Genomic DNA, 21036 nt, shown 5'->3' with positions numbered 1-21036 from the left:
AACGCGCAGATCGCCCCTTCCCGAGCCCGGGCGCCGGGCGGGCTTACTTGACGACGAGGCTGACGATCTTCGGCGCCCGCACGATCGCCTTCACGATCTGCCCGTCGCCCACCGCGCGCTTGACGCGCTCATCGGCGCGGGCCAGCTGCTCAAGCGAATCCGTGTCGATCTTCGCCGGAACCTCCAGCTGCGCGCGCACCTTGCCGTTCACCTGCACGACCGCGGTCACCCGCTCCTCGACCAGCAGAGCCGGGTCGGCGGCGCGCCACCCCACGAGGCCCACGGAGCCCTTGTAGCCCAGGCGCTCCCACATCTCCTCGGCCGTGTGCGGCGCGAACAGGTCCAGGATCATCGCCGTCACCTCGGCGGCCTCGCGCACGGCCGGGTCGCCCGCGCCCGCGCCCGCGTCGATCGTCTTACGGATGGCGTTGACGAGCTCCATCAGACGCGCGACGACGACGTTGAACTTCGTCTGCTCGACGAGCGTGGGCGCGTCGGCCAGCAGGCGGTGGGTCGTACGGCGCAGCGCCTGGTCGCCCTCGGCCCACACCACGTCGGTGTCGCTCGTCACCTCGTCGGCGATGCGGAGCGCCCGCGCCAGGAACTTCTGCGCCCCCGTGGTGGAGACGTCCTTCCAGTCCTTGTCGTCCTCCACCGGACCGGCGAACGCCAGCGCCACCCGCAGCGCGTCTGCCCCGTGCTGCGCGAGCTCCTCGCTGAAGAGCACGAGGTTGCCCTTCGACTTCGACATCTTGGAGCCGTCCAGGATGACCATGCCCTGGTTGATCAGGCTCGAGAAGGGCTCGGTGAAGTCCACCAGCCCCATGTCGAACAGCACCTTCGTGATGAAGCGGGCGTACAGCAGGTGCAGGATCGCGTGCTCGACGCCGCCGATGTACGTGTCGACGGGCGCCCAGCGCAGCGCGTCCTTGGGGTCGAAGGCGACATCCGCGTTCCCGGGCGTGAGGAAGCGCAGGAAGTACCACGAGCTGTCGACGAACGTGTCCATCGTGTCGGGATCGCGCAGCGCCGCCTCGCCCGTCTCGGGATCGGTGGTCTCCACCCACCCGGTCGCGGCGCCCAGGGGCGACGAGCCCTTGGGCTTCAGGTCGATGTCCTTCGCCTCAGGCAACCGCACGGGCAGCTGCTCGTCGGGCACGGGCACGATGCGGCCGTCCTGCGTGTGGATCATCGGGATCGGCGTGCCCCAGAAGCGCTGCCGCGAGATGAGCCAGTCGCGCAGGCGGTACTGCTTCGCGGCGCGGCCGGTGCCCGCGGCCTCCAGCTGCTCGATGACCCGCGCGATCGCGTGGCGCTTGCTGAGCCCGTCGAGCGGGCCGGAGTTGATCATGCGGCCGTCGCCCGTCAGGGCCTCACCGGTCTCCACGGGGCTGGGCAGCGGCGTGTCGATGGGCACGCCGTCCTCGTCGACCTCGATGACCGGGATCGCTCCCGTGATCGGCGCCGTGGTGTCGACGACCACCTTGACCGGCAGGTCGTACGTGCGGGCGAAGTCGAGGTCTCGCTGGTCGTGCGCCGGCACCGCCATGACGGCGCCGTGGCCGTAGTCGGCCAGCACGTAGTCCGCCGCCCAGATGGGCAGCCGCTCGCCCGTGAGCGGGTGGATGGCGTAGCGCTCCAGGAAGACGCCCGTCTTCTCCCGGTCGGCCGCCTGCCGCTCGATCTCGGTCTGCTTCTGCGTCTTCTCCAGGTAGTCCTGGAAACGCATGCGCACCTCCGCCGGCGCGCCCGCGGCGAGCTCGGCCGCGAGGTCGCTGTCGGGCGCCACCACCATGAACGTGGCGCCGTACAGCGTGTCGGGGCGCGTCGAGAACACGGTGATCTTCTCGGCCCGACCCTCGATCTCGAAGTCGATGTCGGCGCCCACCGAGCGGCCGATCCAGTTGCGCTGCATCTGCAGCACCTTGTGCGGCCAGAAGCCCTCGAGCTGATTCAGATCGTCGAGCAGCCGGTCGGCGTAGTCGGTGATCTTGAAGTACCACTGGGTGAGCTTCTTCTTCACCACGGTCGCGCCGCACCGCTCGCACTGACCGTCGACGACCTGTTCGTTCGCCAGCACCGTCTGGTCGTTCGGGCACCAGTTGACGGGGCTCTCCTTGCGGTAGGCCAGGTCGCGCTCGTGCAGGCGCTGGAACAGCCACTGGTTCCAGCGGTAGTACTCCGGGTCGCTCGTGTGCAGCACGCGCGACCAGTCGAACGAGACGCCGTAGGCCTTCAGGCTCTCCCGCTGCTGCGCGATGTTGTCGTAGGTCCACTCCCGCGGGTCGGCACCGCGCTGGATCGCCGCGTTCTCGGCGGGCAGCCCGAACGAGTCCCAACCGATGGGGTTGAGCACGTTGTAGCCGCGGTGCCGCCAGAACCGCGCGACGATGTCGCTGTACAGATAGTTCTCCGCGTGCCCCATGTGCAGGTCGCCCGAGGGGTACGGGAACATGGCAAGCACGTACTTGCGGGGCCGCGTGTCGTCCTCGCCGCCGGCGAGGAACGTCCCGTTCTCCGCCCAGTACGCCTGCCACTTCGCCTGGATGGCGTGCGGGTCGTGAGCGGTTTCGGTGACGGAGGTCTGCGACACGTTGCGAAAGCCAATCGGATCGATTCGGGAGCGGGTGCGATACGCGCGCATGCGCGGAATCACGGGGGTTCCCAGGTTACTCCACCATTTCGGGCGGCTTTCCCGAGGGTTTCGCGCACGCCGTGCTCCTAGGCTGAGCGAGTGGGCTGGCTGAACGACGCGCTGAGCGCCATCCTCGACGCCGTGCAGAGCGTCGACCCGGTGCTGCGGACCCTCCTGGCGGGACTGGCGATCGCGCTCGAGACCAGCGTTCTGGTCGGCCTCATCGTGCCGGGCGACACCATCGTCATCGTCGCCGCCACGGGCACCGCCGACGCGGCGCAGGGCGTCGCCCTGGGCGTCGCCGTCGTGCTCGGCGCCCTCGCGGGCGAGAGCGTGGGCTACGCCCTGGGCCGCTGGCTCGGTCCGTGGATCCGCCATTCGTGGCTGGGCAGGCGAATCGGTGAGCGCAACTGGGCGCGCTCGGAGCGGTACCTGCGCCGCCGGGGTGGCGTGGCGATCTTCCTCTCGCGCTTTCTGCCCGTGCTGCATTCGCTCGTGCCACTCACCGTGGGCATGAGCGGCTACCCGTACCGCCGTTTCATCGCCTGGACCCTGCCGGCGTGCGTGCTGTGGGCCGGCATCTACATCTCGATCGCGGCGGCCGCGGCCGACTCCTACCGCGAGCTGTCCGACCGCGCCCACTGGGCGGGCTACGTCTTCGTGGGCGTCATCGCGGTGTTCCTTCTCGTGGTCTGGCTGGTGAAGCACCTGCTGCAGCGGGCGGAGCGGCGGCACATGGACGACGACACCGCGCCCGACCCCGCCCCCGGGGACGCTCCGACGGCGTGAGTCCGCGCGGGGCCAGCGCGGGCGGCCGACGCATGAAAGACTGGGCGGGATGCCCGATCCGCAGACTCGCGACAAGATCCATTGGATCGCCAAACTCGAGGGGCGATTCCACGGCTGGCGCGAGCGCCTCGCACGCCGCCGCGGCCGTCGACCCTCCGTGGTGCCGTTCGCCGGCTACGGGGGCGACGGCTGGGTGCGGGTGCTGGGGCGCGTGCTCATCGTGCCGCCGAGCAAGGCGACGCCCTCCGGCGAGCCGGCGAGCGTGCGCGGGTGGCGCGCCTTCCTCGGCATCCCGGTCGGCTTCGCGACCGTGACGATCACGGTCGGTGACCGCACGCACGAGGTCGTGGCGGACCGCGGCGGCGTGATCGACACCGTCATCGACGCCGATCTCGCGGCGGGCTGGCAGAGCCTGCATCTGTCGGTGGAGGGCGGCGAGGCATCGGAGGCGCGGGTCTTCGTCGTCGCGCCGGAGGTGCGCTTCGGCGTCGTGTGCGACGTCGACGACACCGTGATGGTCACCGCGCTTCCGCGCCCGCTGCTGGCGGCATGGAACTCCTTCGTGCTCGACGAGCACGCCCGTCAGCCGGTGCCCGGCATGGCCGTGCTGCTCGAGCGGCTCGCGCGCTCGCACCCGGGCGCGCCCGTGATCTATCTCTCCACCGGTGCGTGGAATGTCGCCCCCACGCTCACGCGTTTCCTGGAGCGGCACCTGTTCCCCTCCGGCTCCATGCTCCTCACCGACTGGGGCCCCACCCACGACCGCTGGTTCCGCAGCGGGAAGGATCACAAGCTCACCAACCTCCGCCGGCTCGCGCAGGAGTTCCCGCACGTGCAGTGGCTGCTGATCGGTGACGACGGCCAGCACGACGACGAGATCTATACGACGTTCACCCGCGAGCACACCACGTCGGTCGCGGGCGTGGCGATCCGGCGACTGTCGCCCGCCCAGGCGGTGCTGGCGGGTGGTCGCACGGCCGTCGACGACCACACCGCGGCCGGCGTGCCGTGGGTGACGGAGGACGACGGCGCCGGCCTCGCCGATCGCCTCGAGGCGATCGGGCTGCTGCCCGAAGGCTGAGCCGGCCCGCCCTCGCGGCGCATCGGTGGCGCCGCGCGGGGATAATCGGAGGATGACCGTGCCTGCCGAAGCCCGCGCCCACATCGACGATCTCGCCGCCTTCGTGGCGGCCTCCCCGTCGTCCTATCACGCGGCCGCCGAGGCGGCTCGCCGCCTCACGGAGTCGGGCTTCTCGCCCCTCGACGAGGCGGGCGCGTGGGAGATCATGCCCGGCGGCCGGTACCTCGTCGTGCGGGACGGATCCATCGTCGCGTTCGCGGTGCCCGAGGGCGCGACCGCGCTCACCCCCTTTGCGATCGTCGGTGCGCACACCGATTCGCCCGGATTCAAGCTGAAGCCCAAGCCCACCGTGATCGGTGCCGGCGGGTGGTGGCAGCTCGGCTGGGAGGTGTACGGCGGTCCCCTGCTGAACTCGTGGCTCGACCGCGAGCTCGAACTCGCCGGCCGCGTCGTGACGCTCGACGGCACCGAGCACCTCGTGCGCACCGGTCCCCTGCTGCGCATCCCCCAGCTGGCCATCCATCTCGACCGCGGCGTGAACAACGGCCTCGAGCTCGACAAGCAGCGTCACACCGCCCCCGTGTGGGGTCTGGGCGAGGCCGAGAGCGCCGACATCCTCGCCGCACTGGCGGCCGAGGCCGGCGTCTCGGCCGACGACGTCGGCGGTTACGACATCGTCGCCGCCGACACCCAGCAGCCGCGTGTGTTCGGCGCGGGCGATGAGCTGTTCGCCTCCGGCCGGCTCGACAACCTCCTGTCCACGCACGCGGGACTGGTCGCGATCCGCGACGCGCGCCCGGCGCACGCGATCGCGATGTTCGCCGCCTTCGACCACGAGGAGATCGGCAGCGCGTCGCGCTCGGGGGCTGCCGGTCCGTTCCTGGAGGAGACGCTGCGCCGCATCGGCGCCGCACTGGGTGCCGGCGCGGACGAGCAGGCGCGTGCCTTCGCCGCGTCGCTGCACGTCTCCAGCGACGTGGGCCACTCCATCCACCCGAACTACGCCGACAAGCACGACCCCGAGAACCGCCCGGTCGCGGGCGGCGGACCGATCCTCAAGATCAACGCGAACCAGCGCTACGCGACCGACGCGCACGGGGCGGCGGCCTGGGCCGCGGCGTGCGCGGCGGCCGGCGTGCCCTCGCAGGAGTTCGTCTCCAACAACACCGTGCCGTGCGGCTCCACCATCGGCCCGATCTCGGCCACGAGGCTGGGCATCCGCACGGTCGACGTCGGCGCGCCCATCCTGTCGATGCACTCCGCCCGCGAGCTCACCGCCGTCGTCGACCCGTGGTACCTCTCGCGCGCCATGGGCGCGGTCCTCGCCCGCTGATCCGATGACCGCTCCCGCCTCGCCCGTCCCGGCCGCCCCGCCCGTGTCGTCCGCCATGGTGGCGCGGCTCGAACCCGGGCAGTGGCGCGAGCGCGAGGCGGCGCACGAGGCCCGCGCCGAGGCGCTGACCGCGGCGCACCGGGCCCGAGCCGCGCGGGGCGAGAAACACCCGGTGTGGGACTTCCTGTTCACGTACTACGCCTACAAGCCCGCGGTGCTGCGGCGCTGGCACCCGGGCGCCGGCATCGAGCTCGCCGGCGCGGCCGGCACGCCGCGGGCGCAGTGGCGCTGGTATCGGCGGGGGTCGACCCCGGATGCCGTCGTGCCCGACGCCGCCGCATTCGCCGCCGAGAAGCCCCAGCTGGCGGCCCTCATCGAGCGGATCCTGCGCTCCACGGCCGCGAGACCTGGCCGGTTCGGCTGCTTCGGCCTGCACGAGTGGGCGATGGTCTACCGTCAGCGCGACCACCGCCACCCCCAGCCTCTGCGACTCGGACAGGAGGGCACGGACCGCGTCGTCGAAACGCACGACCTGCGGTGCACGCACGTCGATGCCTTCCGCTTCTTCACGCCGGCGGCCGCCCCACGTAACGCCCTGACGCCCACGCGGGAGGCTCAGCCGCTGCTGGAGCAGCCGGGGTGCCTGCACGCCGGCATGGATGTCTACAAGTGGGCGGTCAAGCTGGGACCGCTCGTGCCGGGCGAGCTGCTGCTCGATGCCTTCGAGCTCGCGCGCGACATTCGGCTGCTCGACATGGAGGCCGCCCCCTACGACCTGCGCGAGTGGGGGGTCGAGCCGGTGCGGATCGAGACGCCCGAAGGCAAGGCCGAGTATGTGCGCCGCCAGCGGGCCTTCGCCGAGCGGGCGAACGCGCTGCGCGAGCGGATCGTGCGGGCCTGGCTCGGGCCCGATGACGCCCGGGAACGTCAGCCGGCGGGCAGCAGCACGGTCTGAGCGCCGACCTGCAGCCGGAGCGCGAGCACCCGTTCCGCGGCTTCGCGCAACCGGCCCTCGGCGAGCGTGCCCTCGGCCACGGCCGCCGCGAGGCCGTCCGCGAGCCGACCCGCCGTGTCCGGGCCCGATCCCACCACGTGCACCACGAGGTCGGCGCCCGCGCCGACCGCCGCGACCGCGTTCGCCACCGCGTCGGCGTAGCGCGGATCTCCCGCCGCCAACAGCATGCCCAGGTCATCGGTGACCGCGACGCCCCGGAATCCCAGATCCTCCCGCAGAAGGCGGTACCACGCGGGCGAGAGCGACGCGGGCGCGTCGTCGACCTCCGGGTAGACCAGGTGCCCGCTCATGACGAGAGGAGCGCCGGCATCGATCCCCGCCGCGAACGGCAGAGCCGTGGACGAGCGCCAGTCGGCGAGGGACTGCCCGGCGACCGGAACGGTGTGGTGCGAGTCGGCCGCGACCTGCCCGTGACCGGGGAAGTGCTTGAGCGTGGTGAGGGCGAACGGCGCCTCGCCCTCCGTGGCCGCGGCGACCCGCTCGGCCGCGGCGGCCGGGTCGGCGCCGAGCACGCGCGGTGCGATGAACGACGTCGTGTCGCCGGTCGCATCGGCCACCACCCCGAAGTTCACGCCGATGCCGGCACGCGCCACGAGCGCGCCGCGCGCGGCGAACGCGGTCAGCGACGCCGCCGGCTCCGACGCCGCGAGCTCGCCGCCGGCCGGTTGGTGGTCCCACGGTAGCCGCGTGACGACACCGCCCTCCTCGTCGATGGCCAGCAGCGCCGGCACGGCACCGTCGCCGCGCAGCGACGCCGTCAGTGTGCGCAGCTCCCGCTCGTCCGCGGGCACGTTCGCCCCCATCAGCAGGAACGCGCCGATTCGGTTCTCGGCGAGGTAGGCCGCTCCCGCGTCCGGATCGCGTGTGGCGACGTGCCCCATCACCACGGCGCCGGCCAGCTCCCGCACGTCCATGCCCGCGGCGAGGGCCGAGGCCCGCTCGGCCGCGGCACCCGGCCCGGCCGCGACGACGGCGACGGGCTCCTGTTCGTCGAGTCCGGAGGCGGCCGACGCCGGCTTCACCGCCACGCCATACCCGGGGGCCACGGCCGCCAGCGCGCTCGCCAGGACGAGCGGCAGCACCCCACGGCGGACCGCGCCGCGCCCCGCACCACTCCTCGCGCGCCTCACTCCTTCAGCGTACGCACCGTGCCGAGGGCGTAACGTCGAAGGCGATGACGCAACCGCCGGCCTCCGCGCGAGAACAGCTGCGCGCGCTCGCGGGCGATCCCGCCGTCGCGGAGCGCTGGGCGGAGTTTGCGCTCTACGACCACTACCGCGCCGCGGCCGTGCTCGTCCTGTTCGGAGTGCTCGACGGTGCCCCCGCGGTCCACGCCGCCGGCGCGGTCTCTCGGGACCTCGACGTGCTGCTGCTCGCACGTGCGACGACGCTGCGCAGCCATGCCGGCGAGGTGGCGTTCCCCGGCGGCCGGATCGACCCCGACGACGCCGGGCCGGTCGACGCGGCGCTGCGCGAGGCCGTCGAGGAGACGGGCCTCGACCCGGCCGGCGTCGAGGTGCTCGGCACCCTGCCCGAAGTGCCGCTGCCGCCCTCCGCGCACCGCGTGACCCCGGTGCTCGGGTGGTGGGCGCGCCCCACACCCGTGCGGGTGGTCGACGACGGCGAGTCCTCCTCCGTCTTCCGTGCCCCGGTGGCCGACCTGATCGATCCCGCCAACCGCTGGACCACACGGCTGCGACGCGGCGGCCTCTCCTTCACGGGGCCGGCGTGGCGCGTGCGCGTGGATGGACGCGAGCACCTCATCTGGGGTTTCACGGCCAACGTCCTTGACGCCATGCTCGCCCGCCTGGGCTGGGACGAGCCGTGGGACCACGGCCGCGTCATCGATCTCTGACGGCCGCCAGACGTCGCCCGCCGGGCGGCACGGTCAGGCGGGAGTCGGCGCCGAGCCGGCCCCGGAAGCACGACGGCCTGCGCCGTGGCGGCGCACGATGCGCAGCACGCGCCGCACCGGTACGCCGACGGCGTAGGCGAGCGCGCCGCTGAGCGAGCGGTCGCGGTCGCCGAGGGCGAGTTTGCGTTCCCACGCGTCGCGCGCACGCCCGCCCACGAGACGCGGGACCGGTCGCGGCGGAAGCAGCCCGGCGCGCCGGCGCCGCACGAGCTCGGCCGTGCGCGCGAGCCAGTCGTCCTCGGCCCGATCGTGGAAGTAGTTGTCCCCCAGCCAGTCGGGCTCGGGGGTGCGGAACCGGCGCGCGACGACCTCATCGTCTCCCGCCAGCAGTCCGCTGCCCTCGAACACGAGGTTGATCAGCCGGCCGGAGACCCCGAACGTGTCGAGCGCGATCACGGGCACGCCCTGTGCGGCGGCCTCGATGGCGGCCGTCGAACTGACCGTGACCAGTCCCTCGGCGGTGGCGAGGGCCTCGACCATCGGGGCCGTCGAGGTGACGAGGTTCGGGGGCACCTCCCCCAGTTGCGCCATCAGCTCGGGGTACGACACGAGCTCGCGGTGCGTCTCGGCCTCGCCCGGGCGCGCGCGGAGCTTGAGCACCACTCGCCGATCGGGATGCGCGCGCGCCGCCCGGACGAGCAGGCGCGCGACGTGCTCGCGGTGCTCGCGCAGCGCTGGCACGATCGCCTGGGCGGCGAACACGAGGTCGGTGCCGTTCCGCTCAACGGGATTCGCCGCGCGCGCGAACGGCAGGGTGGCGAGGGCGAAGCGCTGGGCGATGCCGCGCGCCGCCGCCAGCGCGCGAAACTCCCGCACCTCGCGGCGCGAGTGCAGGACGAACAGGTCGCACCCGCGCCGGAAGTGCAGGGCCAGCCAGGTGGGCGGGATCGAGATTCCCGGCAGCCCCGTGAGGATCACGGGTGCCGGGTCGAGCTGTGCCGCCAGTCGCGCGAGCACCCGCACGAGCGGTCCGCGCGCGGCCAGCAGCACCGCGTCGGCGCCCGCCAGCAGTGTGGGGAGCTGGTCGTACGTCGCCCGCCTCACGCGCTTAAGCCCACTGCCCTCCAGGGCCGCGCGCTGCTGCGCCAGGCTGACGACCAGCTCGGTCTCGAGCACGATGAGCTCGGCCCCGGGCACCGGCGCCAGCAGGGCCGCCGCCCACTTCACATACGAGTCCGTGTCGGCGACCGCGACGATCCGCGGGTGGTCCGTGTCGGTCACGCGGGAACGCGACGCAGCTTCGCCATCGGCGCCTCCTCGCCCGGGAAGACCCGCTTCACCCCGTCACCGAACGCGTTCTCGATGATGCGGATGTCCCTGACGAGGTTCTTCAGGCCGGTGGGCTCGAGCGAGGCCGCGTGATCCGAGCCCCACATGGTGCGGTCGAGCGTGATGTGCCTCTCGACCACCTGCGCGCCCATCGCGACGGCCGCGAGCGAGATCTGCAGGCCGCGCTCGTGCCCCGAGTAACCCACCGGCACGCCGGGGTAGCGATCGCTGAGCACACGGATCATGCGCAGGTTCGCCTCCTCCGGCTCCATCGGATAGGTCGACGTCGCGTGCAGGAGCACGAGGTGCTCCGTGCCGAGCACCTCGATGGCGCGGTCGATCTGCTGCATCGTCGACATGCCCGTGGAGAGGATGATCGGCTTGCCGGTGGCCCGCAGCGCCTCCAGCAGCTCGGTGTCGGTGAGGCAGGCGGAGGCGACCTTGTGGGCGACCACGTTGAGGTCCTCCAGGAATTCCACGCTCGGCACATCCCACGGCGAGGCGAACCAGTCGAGGCCGCGCAGGGTGGCGTGGTCGCCGATCGCGACGTACTCCTCGCGCCCGAACTCGACGCGGTGACGGTACTCGAGGTAGGTCATGGTGCCCCACGGCGTTTCGCGCGGCATGTCGCGCATGTGCTCGGGGGTGGCGATCTCGGGGGTGCGCTTCTGGAACTTGACGGCGTCGGCGCCGGCCTCGGCGGCGACATCGATGAGCTGCTTCGCGAGCTCCACGTCGCCGTTGTGGTTGAGGCCGATCTCGGCGATCACGTACGCCGGGCGGCCCCCGCCGATCACGCGCGATCCGATGCGGACGGTCATGTGTTCTCCCTGGTTGGTGCGGTGGCGGCCTCGAGAGGCCACCGGGTCTGGTCGTCACGCGCGCGCAGCACGCGGTCGGCGAGGTCGCGCACGGCGCCGCCCCCGCCCGGTCGGTCGAGCACGAGGCGCGCGGCGGCGAGGACGAGCGGGTGCGCGTCGCGCACGGCGACGGGCCAGCCGACGATCTCGAGCGCCGGCAGATCGTTCACGTCGTTGCCCAGGTACGCCAGGCGCGAGAGGGGGATGTCGCGCTCCGCGGCCCAGCGGCGCAGAGCCGCCGCCTTGTCGTCCTGCGCCTGCAGCACGTCGACGCGCAGCTTGCGCGCCCGCGCCGTGACGACCGGGTGCGTCTCGGTCGAGAGGATGAGCATCGGGATGCCGGCCTCGCGCAGCAGGCGCACGCCCATCCCATCCGAGCGGCTGACGCGCACGTGCTCGCTCCCGTCGCCCGCGACCAGGACGGTGTCGTCGGTGTGCACGCCGTCGAAGTCCGTCACGACGGCGTCCACGTCGATCCGGTCGCCATCGGTATCCCCCGATCCGGCGGCCAGGACGCGGGCGAGCTCGAGCTGTTCGGGGGTGTCGATCTCGAGTGCGGTGCGCTCGGGGACCTCGATGAGCGAGATGCGGCCGAAGAAGCGGTGGCGCGCGGCCCGGAAGCCGTCGGCGTCCATGACGTAGAACGCGCCCGTCTCGAGGTAGTGCGGCTCGCGGTCCTGTCGGCGCGGGCGGTGCGCTGCGTCGTGGTTGACGCCCTCGGCGCCGGCGCGCGTGCGTCGCCAGAGGAAGCCGTAGCTCTCCACGGCCGAGAGCGTGCTGTCCGCCTCGCCCTCGCGAACCTGGCGCACGGCCTCGCTCAGCGCCACAGCGTCGATGAAGGGGGAGGTCGCCTGCAGGAACACGAGTACGCGCGCCTGCACACCGCGCCCGCCGAGCTCGTCGAGCGCGTGCAGCAGCGCGCTCTCGGAACTGGCGCTGTCGCCCGCCAGCTCGGCGGGGCGACGGACGACGTCGGCACCCCACTCGGCCGCGAGCGAGGCGATGTCGTCGTCGTCCGTGGTGACCACGACGCGGTCGATGCCCTCCGCCTTGCGCGCCGCCGCGATCGCGCGCGCGACGAGCGGCACGCCACCGACCGCACGCAGGTTCTTGCCCGGCACGCCCCGCGATCCGCCGCGTGCGGGGATGATCGCCACCGTCTCGCTCACGACGAGGCCTCCAAGCGTGCGCGGGGAGCGGGATCGCCGGCCTGGACGATCGTGCTGCCGCTGCCGGCCAGCACGATCGGCAGCGTCGTCAGCGTGCTCGACAGGAGCGTGCGCACCTCGATCGGGTGGTCCAGCCCCGCCAGCGCTACCTCCACGGGCAGGTTGAGCCGCACCACCCGCACCCCCGGGATGCGCGCGATCGCCTCGAGCAAGTCGTCGGGCTCGCGGCGGTGCGGCAGGTAGGCGACGGGGCCCGCCGCTGCCTCCCGTGCCACCCACGCGAGGTGCTCGGAACGCCTCATGTGACCGTCGACGGACCGCGCGGTGCCGAGCACGACCCGGTCGCCGCGCAGCGCCGTGGTGACGGTACCGCTCGGGGCGGAGGCGCGGAGCCACTCGAACGCGTGCCGTTCGACGCGCAGCGCGTACTCGCCCACGGCCGCCTCCCGCGCCGCGCCGAGCGGGAAGGCGGTGAACAGACCGCCGCTTCCGGCGAGCGAGCGCCGCCGCACGTGGTCGAGCGCGAGGGGCGCGATATGCGTCGTGAGACCGCGCTCGGTGACGCCCGGACGGCGGTAGGGGCGCGTGCCGGCGATCGCATCGGCGAAGGCCAGCGTGTTGAGCCCGTCGTCGAGGAAGGTCAGCCGCCGCGGGCGAAGGACGGCCGCCGCAAGCCGGAACTGTCCCGAGAAGCCGTCACCGACGAGCCAATGCTCGTGGGTGGCCAGCATCCGCCAGGGGATGCCGAAGTAGGGCTGCTTCTCACCGAAGGCGGCGCCGCGTCGAAGGAGCTCGTCGGCCGTCTCGGGAATCTGCGACGTGACGCGCGCCGCCAGGTCGACGGTGCGGCCGTGCGCAGCCGCCCACTCCGCCGCACCAACCAGCTGCAGAGGCGATTCCACCCACGCGAGCACCGATTCGCCCACCATGCGTTCACCCTGCGCCGCGGGGGTGAACGAATCCGCCGACGGAGGTTACGCGCAGGCAACGCGTTCGGGAACGGTGCGAATCGGGCGAGGGAGGGGCCCTCCCCGTCGCCCCGCGGGCGGCGCCCTATCCGTCGCCTCCGCGGGCACGCGTCACCAGCTTGTGCGTGCCGTCACACCAGGGAGGGATGCCGGTCGCGCCACAACGGCACAGCGCGAAGGTGCGCCGTCGAGGCTCGATCCGGTTGCCGTCCGCGTCGACGAGCTCCGTCACACCGCGCACGAGCAGCGGCCCGTCCGGGCAGACGGTGATGGTCGGCGTCTCATGCTGCATGGGCGTCCCCCCGATCCCTGTTTTCGTGCGCCGCCGCGGCGCGCAGCCGGCGCAGCGGCGATGCCGCGGTGCGGAGGCGTGACGGGCCGTACCGGACGCCGCCACGCGCGCGGGCCGCCACCGCGAGCCACGCCGTCACCGCGCGCTCGGCGAGCCAGAGCGGCGCCCAGAGGGCGGACGTGGGCGGGAAGGCCCGCGCCGCGCCACCGCGCCGTCGGCCGAACTCGGCGACGCACACGACCCCGGCGATGGCGCCGGCGAGGGTCTTCGCCCGCCCAGCCGCCATCAGGACCACGACGAGCGGGAGAACGGAGAGCTCTGCGAGCAGCCGCACCGGCTGCGCGAATCCGTCGTACGCCTGGCGCACCCGCTGCCCGAGGAAGTGAGGGACCGTGGGCGGGAGCCGGCGGACCAGCAGACCCAGAGGAACGTCGACGCTGCCGCCCTCCGCGCGGATGGTGCGCTCGAGCTCGAGGTTCTCGAAGAGCACGTCGGTGCGGTAGCCGCCGCGCCGACCGAGCAGGGGCGCGCGCACGCCCAGCGTGCCGCCGTAGTCGCCGCCGAGCGCGCGGTTCAGGAGGATCCGCCCGGTGTCCCAACGTGCGTGCCACGGCAAGGGGCGATAGGCGTTCTGCACGCGCACGACGTCGGCGCGCCTCAATCTGTCGTGCACGGCCTCCAGGTCGGCACGCGTGTATCGCACGTCGTCATCGGCGATCACCACGCGGTCATGGCGCGCCCGCAGCAGCCCGCTCACGGCGCCGCGGGCCTTGCCGTTCGTGCCGTCGACGAACGGCGCCGCGTGCCGGACCGTCGTCCCCGCCAGCGCCGCATCCAAGCGTCGGAAGAGCGGGTCGTCCGAGCCGTCGACGACGGTGACGTCCACCCACGAGCTCAGCGCCCGCAGGTAGCGGACGAGCTCCTCCTCCCCCGAGTCGTCGTTGCGCCGCAGGGGCAGCACGTACTCGAGGGCGAGGCGATCCGAGGCGGTCACGGCGTGGCCGCCTCCGCGGCCCGCAGGGCGCTGCCGCCGGAGCGCCATGCGGCGAGGACGTGGTCGGCGACGAGATCGTCCACCGCCAGGCACGCCGCGGCGCCGAAGAGGATGTCGGGCAGCAGCTCCGGGTGCTCCTCCCCCAGTCGACCCGCGAGATCCCTCCCGGCGATCTGCTCGTGCACGGCATCCGCTTCCACGTGCTCGTCGAAGTATTCCGTGACCTCGGGTCCGAAGCCCACGCGGCGCATCCCGTCGGCATAGCGTCGATTCGGCAGCGAGGAGGTCATCTCGAAGGCCGCGAGGTGCCCGACGATGGCGCCGAGCAGTCGGCGGTTCAGCCCGAACATCGACATCATGTTCTGCGCCGCCAGGGTGACAGCGGGCACCGCATCGACGTAGGCGCCATAGCGATCCTCCAGCCCCGCACCGCGCATGGCGGCGGCGTACAGGGTGGCGTGCATCCGCTCCGGCCGGCCGCCGCCGTACTCGTCGGACTGGATCTCGACGAGGGCCACCTTCGGGCGCCCCGTCAGGCGCGGTATCGCCCACGAATGCGGGTCCGCCTCGCGCAGCGTGTAGATGCTGCGCAGGACGAGCATCTCGCGGATCTGCTCCGCGTCCGCCTGCTTCTCGACGAACCGGGCCAGCCCCGGGCTCGGCTGCGGCGCGGTGAGCTCGAAAAGCACGGCCGCGATGCCGTCGGCGGTGGACGGATCCGGCGTCGGAACGGGCGGGGTGAGTTCGCGCACGCGGGCCTCGAACGCACGCTCCAGCCGCGCACGCGCCGTGAGGAGCACCGGATCCCACTCGGAGTGCACCCCGAACGAGCCGAAGGAGCCGTAGGCCGACCCGTAGAGAAGGAACAGCGCGAGCTGCACATCGTCGTCGGTGACGACATCCGACGCCCTCTCCAGCGCCTCGCTGACGGCGTCATCCAGCTCCCGCGCCGGCGGAGCGTGACCCTTATCGACGGCGATGATGCGCTCCCGCACCGTACGGCTGAGCGGACCGCGATCGTGGAATCCGAGGGAGGGAGCGGCGGTCGAAGACAGGATCGTCATGGTCCCACTCTGGCGTGACGCCCGCGATCGCGCACGGGCTTGATCACGCTCGCGCGGCGATGCTAGCCATCGCGCGTCGCGGCGACTCGGCGAGTCGCCCGGGCATCGTACGCGTTCCGCGCGCCGGCGAGAAGAGGCGGGCGCACGGCGGAGGGGCGCCGCACAATGACGACATGCCTCCGCTGCTCGCTCGCATCGCCGGCGCCGTGGTGCGCGGCCTGTTCCGTGTGCTGCTGCTCGTGCGACACCCGCGCCCCATCCACACGCGCGGGCACATGCTGCGCGGTGAACTCGTGTGGCTCGGAAACCCGCGGCGCTCGGGCGTGCACTGGATCGACAGCCCATCGGGCGCCTCCGTGCCCGTCGTGGCGCGTCTGTCTCGCTCGGTCGGCCTTCCTCCGGCGCTTCCCGATGTGCCGGGCCTCGCGCTGCGGATGGATGCCGGCGGGCGCCCGGCCGACGTGCAGCTCGCCTCCGCGGGGTTCGGCGTGCCCGGTCGCTTCCTGCTCGCCCCCACGCGCTCGGTTTCACGGGCACGGTTCACGACCGTGGTGCCATATCGCACGCCGAGCGGGCCCCTGCTGCTGGGGGCGCGCACGATCGCCGCTCCCCCACTCCCCGCGGGAGGCGCCGCGCTGAGACGGGCGCTGACGGGCACGCCGTGGCGGCTTCGCCTCTACTTCGCTCACCCTCGGGGCCTCTGGCACCCGTTCGCCGACCTGACCCTGCAACCGGCGCCGACGGCGGAGGACGTCCACTTCGACTCCTTCCGCCACCCGATCCCCGGGGCCGGGACGTATGCCTGGCTCCGCGCGCTACGCGAGCCCTCCTACCACCTCGTGCAGGGGTCGCCCGACGCGGACGAGCGGCGTCTCTTGGATGCCCTGGAGCGGCGGGTCGATGCCTGAACGGCGCTTCCTTCGCGGCGCCGGGAGGAGCGGGCCGCTCGCCGGTCAGGGGGCCTCACGGTCCTCCTGGTCGTCGGGTAGGTCCTGATCGAGCGGCAGGTCGGCGGCGGCGAGGGCGTCCTCCTCCGTCGCGGATCGCTCACCCGCGCCGGCCGAGGCGTCCTCGGTGAGCTCGTCGAAGCCCGCGAAGTCGGTGCCCCCGTGCGCGGCCGCCAGGCGGTCGGCGTCCGGCTCGTCGATCTGGGCCGCGTCCCCCGGGGGGATGTCCCCTGCCGTGCCGCCGTCGTGCTGTGCGTCCCTGTCGCTCATCGCTTCTCCCCGTCTCGTGAGTGCGCGTGTGCGCGCGAGGCGCCCACGCTATCGGGAATGCCCACGTCGCGGAAGCGCTGCACCCGCCGTCCCGCGCGCGTCAGCCGGAGGCGGCGTATCGCACGGCGGCCCGCGCCACCTGCGTCTGGTAGTCCAGTGTGTCGTTGTACGACCGGATGGCGCGGATCCACGCGTCCGAACCCTCGAGCGTCCCGTCCAATCGGCAGAGGTAGTCGGCGGCGGCGGCCGCGGCGTCATCGATGCTGTGCGGGCTCGCGGCCCCATCACCATTCGCGTCGACGCCCCACCGGCGCCAGGTCTCGGGGATGAACTGCAGTGGCCCGACGGCCCGGTCCCATTCGGTGTCGCCGTCGAGGGCACCACCGTCGGTGTCGGGGATCGCGAGCGTACGGTTCGTGCCGTCGAGCGGAATGCCGAGGATCTCCGGCCGCGCGAACCCGTCCGCTTGCACCTCGCCCCCGTGGAGGGCCCCGTGGTGGCTCTCGACCCAGCCGATGCCGGCCAGGGTGTTCCACCCGACGGCGCATCCGTCCTGCCGCGCTCGGGCGTCGGCCGCCGCGTACGCGGCCAGAGCGCGTTCCGGAATGCCCGTGGCACCCGCGACCTCTGTCAGCCACGTCGGTTCGATGGCGCCATCGGAGCCCACCGGGGCGAGCGCGGGGGCCGCCGACAGCGGGTCGGGAGCGCTCGGCGCGGCGGCCTCCGGCTCCCACCCCTCCGCCGGCCGGAATCCGCTGAGGGCGCCGACAACGGTCACGACGCCCCAGACCGCGACGGCGCCGACGACGGCCAGCACGACGCAGACCGTGCCGATGCCGGCGCCTCGCCTCTTGGATGCCATGCCACGATCCTCATGCAGCCTGCTGGGGGTTCGCCGGAGCACGGTCGTGCCGTGCAGCGCCCGCTGCGACGACAACCCCGATCCGGCGGCGGCTTGCAGACGCCCGCGGGTTCGTCAAGACCCCCGCGCCGCTTCGAGGACCCTCCGTAGCCTTGAGCGAGCGGGATCGTCCCGGTCGTCCAGGGAGGGCGTGATGACTTCACCGGCACCGGAGAGCACTGCGCCCCTGCTCGAGGGGCGCTACCAGCTCAGCGAGTGCGTCGGCGCGGGCGGCATGGCCACCGTCTACCGCGCGCACGACATCGCTCTCGGACGCACCGTGGCGGTGAAGATGATGCGCACCGGTCTGGAGGCCGGAGGCGTCCGCTCCGCGCGCAGCGAGTCGGCCGCCCTGGCGTCGCTGAACCATCCCGGACTCGTCACGCTGTACGACGCGCGTTTCGCCGCGGAGGGCCCGGAGTACCTCGTCATGGAGTACGTGGAGGGACCCACGCTGAGCGAGCGTATTCGACGCGGGCCCCTGCCCCCCGAGGACGTGGCCGACCTCGGTGCGGAGCTGGCGGAGGCGCTTCACGCGGTGCACGCCGCGGGCGTCGTGCACCGCGACGTCAAGCCGTCGAACGTCCTGCTGGCGCCGTCGGGACGGCCGGGGCGGGCGTATCGGGCCAAGCTCGCGGATTTCGGGATCGCGTACCTCTTGGGACAGGAACGTCTGACGTCGCCCGGCGTCGTCATCGGCACCCTCTCGTACCTCGCACCCGAACAGCTGCGCGGCGCCGCCCCCACCCCCGCCGCCGACATCTACGCGCTGGGTCTCGTGCTTCTGGAGGCCCTCACCGGCTCGCGTGCCTTCCCGTCGCTGGCTCCCCACGAGTCGTTGGCCGCCCGGCACGCGCTCACCGTGGAGATTCCCGACACCCTGCCGGCCGGGTGGGCGCGACTTCTGCGCCGGATGACGGCCGACGATCCTGCCGCGCGACCGTCGGCGACCGAGGTGGCTCTCGAGGCGCGCGCCATCGCGGCGCCGGGCCCCGAGACGGCACGGACGCTTCCGACGCGGCAGCTGGCAGCCGACCCGATCGAGCACGTGCCAGCCACCCTTCCGCTTCCGCACACGACGCCGATCTCCGCGCCGCCGCCGGCGAAGCGCCCCCCGCGCCGCCGCGCGCGCCGCACCGCCGCCGTCCTCGCCCTCGCCGCGGCGGCGGCCGCGGTCGGCGCCGCCTTCACCATCGAGGGGCTCGCTCCCACACAGGCACCCGCGGTCACGGAGCCCTCGGTGGTGCCGGAGGATTCCCGCGTGGTGCCGCCCGGGACCGCGCAGGACGGCGAGGGCTCCGACCCGGCGCCCTCGACGGGAACGAACCAGACGGACAACGGCGGCGAGGAGCAGGCGAGCGACCCCGTCACGGCCGTGCCACCGGCGAGCGGGAACGGCGGCGCTGCCGGGCAGACCGCTCAGGACAAGGCCGGGCAGGCTCAGCAGAAGGCCGCCGAGCGGGCCGCGGATGCGCAGCAGAAGGCCGAGGAGAAGGCGCAGGAAGCGCAGCAGAAGGCGGCGGAGCAGGCGCGCAAAGACGCGGAGAAGCGGGCCGAGGAGACGGGCAACGACGACGACGCGGAGGAGGCGGGCGGCGAGTAGCGGCGAACCGCCCCTCGTCCCGCCGGGCCCGCCGCGCTGGGCCTGGCCTACTCCGCGCGCACCAGCACCTTCGCTCCGTTCCCCGCGCGCAGCGACGTGATCGCGTCCACGACCTCGTCGATTCCGACCTTCTGCACCCAGCCCGTGGTGTCGTACTTGCCCTCCGCCATGGCCGCGATGACGTCGTCGAAGTCCTGCTGCGTGTACGCCAACACACCCTTGATCTCGGTCTCGCCCATCACCAGCGCGGTGGGCAGGAACTCGACGGGCCGCTCGTGGAGCGCCACGATCACGAGCCGCCCGCCCTGCACCAGGCTCGCCAGCCCGGAGAGCACGGCCGGACCGGCGCCCGCCGCGTCGAACGCGGCGTCCACGCCGTCACCACCCGTCAGGTCGGCGACGGCGGCGGCGAGGTCGCCGCTCACCGGATCCACGGTGCGCGCACCGAGGTTCTCGATGATCGCGCGCCGCTCGGCGCTGGGCTCGGAGACGAGGACGTCGTTGATGCCCTGAGCCCGCAGCGCGAACCAGACACCGATCCCGATCGGTCCCGCTCCGGCGACGAGCGCGGTGCCGCCCGGCCGGAGATTGCTCTTGCTGACCGCGTGCCACGCGACGGCCATCGGCTCGACGAGGGCGCCCATCGTGAGGTCGACGTTCTCGGGCAGGCGGTGCAGCTTGGACGCGTCGACCACCGTGTACTCCGCCATGCCCCCGCCGTGTGACTGGATGCCGTGGAAGGTGATCATGCGGCACGCGTTCGGCATGCCGCGGCGGCACGCTGCGCACTCGCCGCAGTTGTAGATGGGCCAGACGGCCACGTTGTCGCCGGGCGCGAACCCCTCGACACCGTCCCCCACCTCGACGATCGTTCCCGAGAACTCGTGGCCGAGGATCTGCGGCGGCATGGCGCCCGTGAGCGGGTGCGGGTGGTTCATGTCGACGCCGGCGGCGTCGGGAGCGTAGTAGATGTGCAGGTCCGACCCGCAGATCCCCGCGTACCCGTTGCGGAGCTTCACCTGGCCGGGGCCGGGGGTCGGCTCCTCGACCTCCTCGACGCGGACGTCTTCCTTGGCGTGGAACAGTGCTGCGCGCATCGTGATCTCCTCTGATCGCCCGGTGCCGGCGGGTGCGTCGACATGGCCATCGTGGCACAGCGGGGCCGCGACGGTCAGCCCCCAATCGACCGGCGGGCGCCCCCATCGGCAGGTGCCGGAGCCCCGATGCACTCAGTCCAGCGGCCGCACGAACGTGCGGAAGCGACCGCGTTCGGCGTGAAGCGACCACAGCCGATCCGCCAGCGCCTCCGGCTCATGATCGGGCTCTCCACCGCCGATGCCCAGCGGGATGATGAGTTGCGCCACATGGATGTTCTCGGGCGCGAGCGCGTCGTGCAGCAACTGCGCATAGGCGCTCTCCGCCGCGAACGCCACCGACGTGCCCGTCGCCGCGTCCCGCGGGCGGGCCGCCGACGCGCCGTTCGGGAAGAGCAGGGTGCCCCGCCCCATGCGCCGCATCCCGGGCAGCACCCGCTGGACGACGGTGACGGGGCCGAGCACCGACAGCTGCAGCGGGCCGACGAGGTCATCGGCGGTCGTGTCGAGCACGGGCTTCATGTACTCCCGGGCCGGCAACGGGCTGTACTGGACGATCTCGATCTCGCCCAGTCGGCCCGCCGCCGCATCGAGCGCCGCCTGCAGGGACGCGCGGTCACGCACGTCGGCGGCGAATCCCGCGGCGGTGATCCCGTCGACCCCCAGCTCCTGCGCGAGCGCGTCCAGCTTGCGTGCGTTGCGCGCGATGAGCGCGACCGCGAATCCCTCCCTGCCGAACCGGCGTGCCACGGCGAGCCCGAGTCCCGGACCCGCCCCGACGATCGCGAGGGTCGTCATGACCGTTCTCCTTGTCGTTCCGGTTGCCTCGGCCACCGC

The 21036-nt window shown here is 73.1% G+C and carries 20 protein-coding genes; 7 read left to right on the top strand and 13 right to left on the bottom strand.

Features of this window, described 5'->3' with window-relative positions; all coding sequences use genetic code 11:
* Nucleotides 1-43: 43 nt before the first annotated feature.
* Complete coding sequence (gene leuS / locus N8N77_RS00495; RefSeq protein ID WP_396652754.1) at nt 44-2644, bottom strand: leucine--tRNA ligase; 2601 nt, start codon at nt 2642-2644, stop codon at nt 44-46.
* A 99-nt stretch (nt 2645-2743) separates the two neighbouring features.
* Here leuS and N8N77_RS00490 point away from each other — a divergent pair, with 99 nt between their 5' ends.
* From N8N77_RS00490 to N8N77_RS00475, 4 genes are read left to right on the top strand one after another with little or no spacing between them, the layout of a single operon-like run.
* Entirely contained in the window at nt 2744-3424 is a 681-nt protein-coding gene (locus N8N77_RS00490) for a DedA family protein (protein WP_261165573.1), read from the top strand.
* 49 nt (nt 3425-3473) lie between these two features.
* Nucleotides 3474-4505, top strand: a complete 1032-nt coding sequence (locus N8N77_RS00485; RefSeq protein WP_261163836.1) for an App1 family protein — start codon at nt 3474-3476, stop codon at nt 4503-4505.
* A 52-nt stretch (nt 4506-4557) separates the two neighbouring features.
* The gene (locus N8N77_RS00480; protein ID WP_261163835.1) at nt 4558-5838 is read left to right on the top strand and encodes a M18 family aminopeptidase; all 1281 of its coding nucleotides are present in this window, start codon (nt 4558-4560) and stop codon (nt 5836-5838) included.
* A 4-nt stretch (nt 5839-5842) separates the two neighbouring features.
* Nucleotides 5843-6793, top strand: coding sequence for a 3-methyladenine DNA glycosylase (locus N8N77_RS00475; protein ID WP_396652753.1), 951 nt, complete (start codon nt 5843-5845; stop codon nt 6791-6793).
* Here the strand turns inward: N8N77_RS00475 and N8N77_RS00470 are convergent.
* The gene (locus N8N77_RS00470) at nt 6766-7983 is read right to left on the bottom strand and encodes a glycoside hydrolase family 3 N-terminal domain-containing protein (protein ID WP_261163834.1); all 1218 of its coding nucleotides are present in this window, start codon (nt 7981-7983) and stop codon (nt 6766-6768) included. The genes N8N77_RS00475 and N8N77_RS00470 overlap by 28 nt on opposite strands.
* A 44-nt stretch (nt 7984-8027) precedes the next feature.
* Here N8N77_RS00470 and N8N77_RS00465 point away from each other — a divergent pair, with 44 nt between their 5' ends.
* Nucleotides 8028-8708 carry a CoA pyrophosphatase gene (locus tag N8N77_RS00465; RefSeq protein ID WP_261163833.1) on the top strand — a complete coding sequence of 227 codons (681 nt, stop codon included), beginning with the start codon at nt 8028-8030 and terminating at the stop codon, nt 8706-8708.
* Nucleotides 8709-8741: 33 nt separating this feature from the next.
* On the opposite strand, the gene N8N77_RS00460 is transcribed toward N8N77_RS00465, so the two are convergent.
* The 7 genes from N8N77_RS00460 to N8N77_RS00430 all read right to left on the bottom strand — a co-directional run bounded on the left by N8N77_RS00460 (nt 8742) and on the right by N8N77_RS00430 (nt 15384).
* A complete protein-coding gene (locus N8N77_RS00460) occupies nt 8742-9989 on the bottom strand; it encodes a DUF6716 putative glycosyltransferase (protein WP_261163832.1) in 1248 nt (415 codons plus the stop codon).
* Nucleotides 9986-10858, bottom strand: a complete 873-nt coding sequence (locus N8N77_RS00455) for an N-acetylneuraminate synthase family protein (RefSeq protein WP_261163831.1) — start codon at nt 10856-10858, stop codon at nt 9986-9988. The genes N8N77_RS00460 and N8N77_RS00455 overlap by 4 nt, the downstream gene beginning before the upstream one ends.
* Nucleotides 10855-12066: an acylneuraminate cytidylyltransferase gene (locus tag N8N77_RS00450; RefSeq protein WP_261163830.1), complete on the bottom strand. Its 1212-nt coding sequence runs from the start codon at nt 12064-12066 to the stop codon at nt 10855-10857. The genes N8N77_RS00455 and N8N77_RS00450 overlap by 4 nt, the downstream gene beginning before the upstream one ends.
* A complete protein-coding gene (locus N8N77_RS00445; protein WP_261163829.1) occupies nt 12063-12995 on the bottom strand; it encodes a hypothetical protein in 933 nt (310 codons plus the stop codon). The genes N8N77_RS00450 and N8N77_RS00445 overlap by 4 nt, the downstream gene beginning before the upstream one ends.
* A 124-nt stretch (nt 12996-13119) precedes the next feature.
* Nucleotides 13120-13326, bottom strand: coding sequence for a CDGSH iron-sulfur domain-containing protein (locus N8N77_RS00440; RefSeq protein ID WP_261163828.1), 207 nt, complete (start codon nt 13324-13326; stop codon nt 13120-13122).
* Nucleotides 13316-14320 (bottom strand): glycosyltransferase family 2 protein, encoded by a 1005-nt coding sequence (locus tag N8N77_RS00435; RefSeq protein WP_261163826.1) that lies wholly within the window; start codon nt 14318-14320, stop codon nt 13316-13318. The genes N8N77_RS00440 and N8N77_RS00435 overlap by 11 nt, the downstream gene beginning before the upstream one ends.
* On the bottom strand, nt 14317-15384 hold the full coding sequence (locus N8N77_RS00430) for an iron-containing redox enzyme family protein (protein ID WP_261163824.1): 1068 nt from the start codon (nt 15382-15384) through the stop codon (nt 14317-14319). The genes N8N77_RS00435 and N8N77_RS00430 overlap by 4 nt, the downstream gene beginning before the upstream one ends.
* A 173-nt stretch (nt 15385-15557) precedes the next feature.
* Between N8N77_RS00430 and N8N77_RS00425 the strand changes: the two genes are divergently transcribed.
* Nucleotides 15558-16292, top strand: a complete 735-nt coding sequence (locus N8N77_RS00425; RefSeq protein ID WP_261163823.1) for a hypothetical protein — start codon at nt 15558-15560, stop codon at nt 16290-16292.
* A 45-nt stretch (nt 16293-16337) separates the two neighbouring features.
* Here the strand turns inward: N8N77_RS00425 and N8N77_RS00420 are convergent, their stop codons facing one another.
* On the bottom strand, nt 16338-16601 hold the full coding sequence (locus N8N77_RS00420; RefSeq protein ID WP_261163822.1) for a hypothetical protein: 264 nt from the start codon (nt 16599-16601) through the stop codon (nt 16338-16340).
* Nucleotides 16602-16701: 100 nt separating this feature from the next.
* Nucleotides 16702-17463 carry a lytic murein transglycosylase gene (locus N8N77_RS00415; protein ID WP_261163820.1) on the bottom strand — a complete coding sequence of 254 codons (762 nt, stop codon included), beginning with the start codon at nt 17461-17463 and terminating at the stop codon, nt 16702-16704.
* A gap of 193 nt (nt 17464-17656) precedes the next feature.
* On the opposite strand from N8N77_RS00415, the gene N8N77_RS00410 reads away from it, so the two are divergent.
* Entirely contained in the window at nt 17657-19105 is a 1449-nt protein-coding gene (locus tag N8N77_RS00410) for a serine/threonine-protein kinase (protein WP_261163819.1), read from the top strand.
* A gap of 47 nt (nt 19106-19152) precedes the next feature.
* Here the strand turns inward: N8N77_RS00410 and N8N77_RS00405 are convergent, their stop codons facing one another.
* Complete coding sequence (locus tag N8N77_RS00405) at nt 19153-20202, bottom strand: alcohol dehydrogenase catalytic domain-containing protein (RefSeq protein WP_261163818.1); 1050 nt, start codon at nt 20200-20202, stop codon at nt 19153-19155.
* A gap of 132 nt (nt 20203-20334) precedes the next feature.
* Complete coding sequence (locus N8N77_RS00400; protein ID WP_261163817.1) at nt 20335-20997, bottom strand: SDR family oxidoreductase; 663 nt, start codon at nt 20995-20997, stop codon at nt 20335-20337.
* Nucleotides 20998-21036: the final 39 nt, after the last annotated feature.

The sequence above is a fragment of the Microbacterium sp. Marseille-Q6965 genome, from assembly GCF_946151065.1.
Lineage (GTDB): Bacteria > Actinomycetota > Actinomycetes > Actinomycetales > Microbacteriaceae > Microbacterium.
The sequence above is the reverse complement of the archived record's forward strand: the minus strand, read 5'-3'. Positions and strand labels throughout refer to the sequence as shown.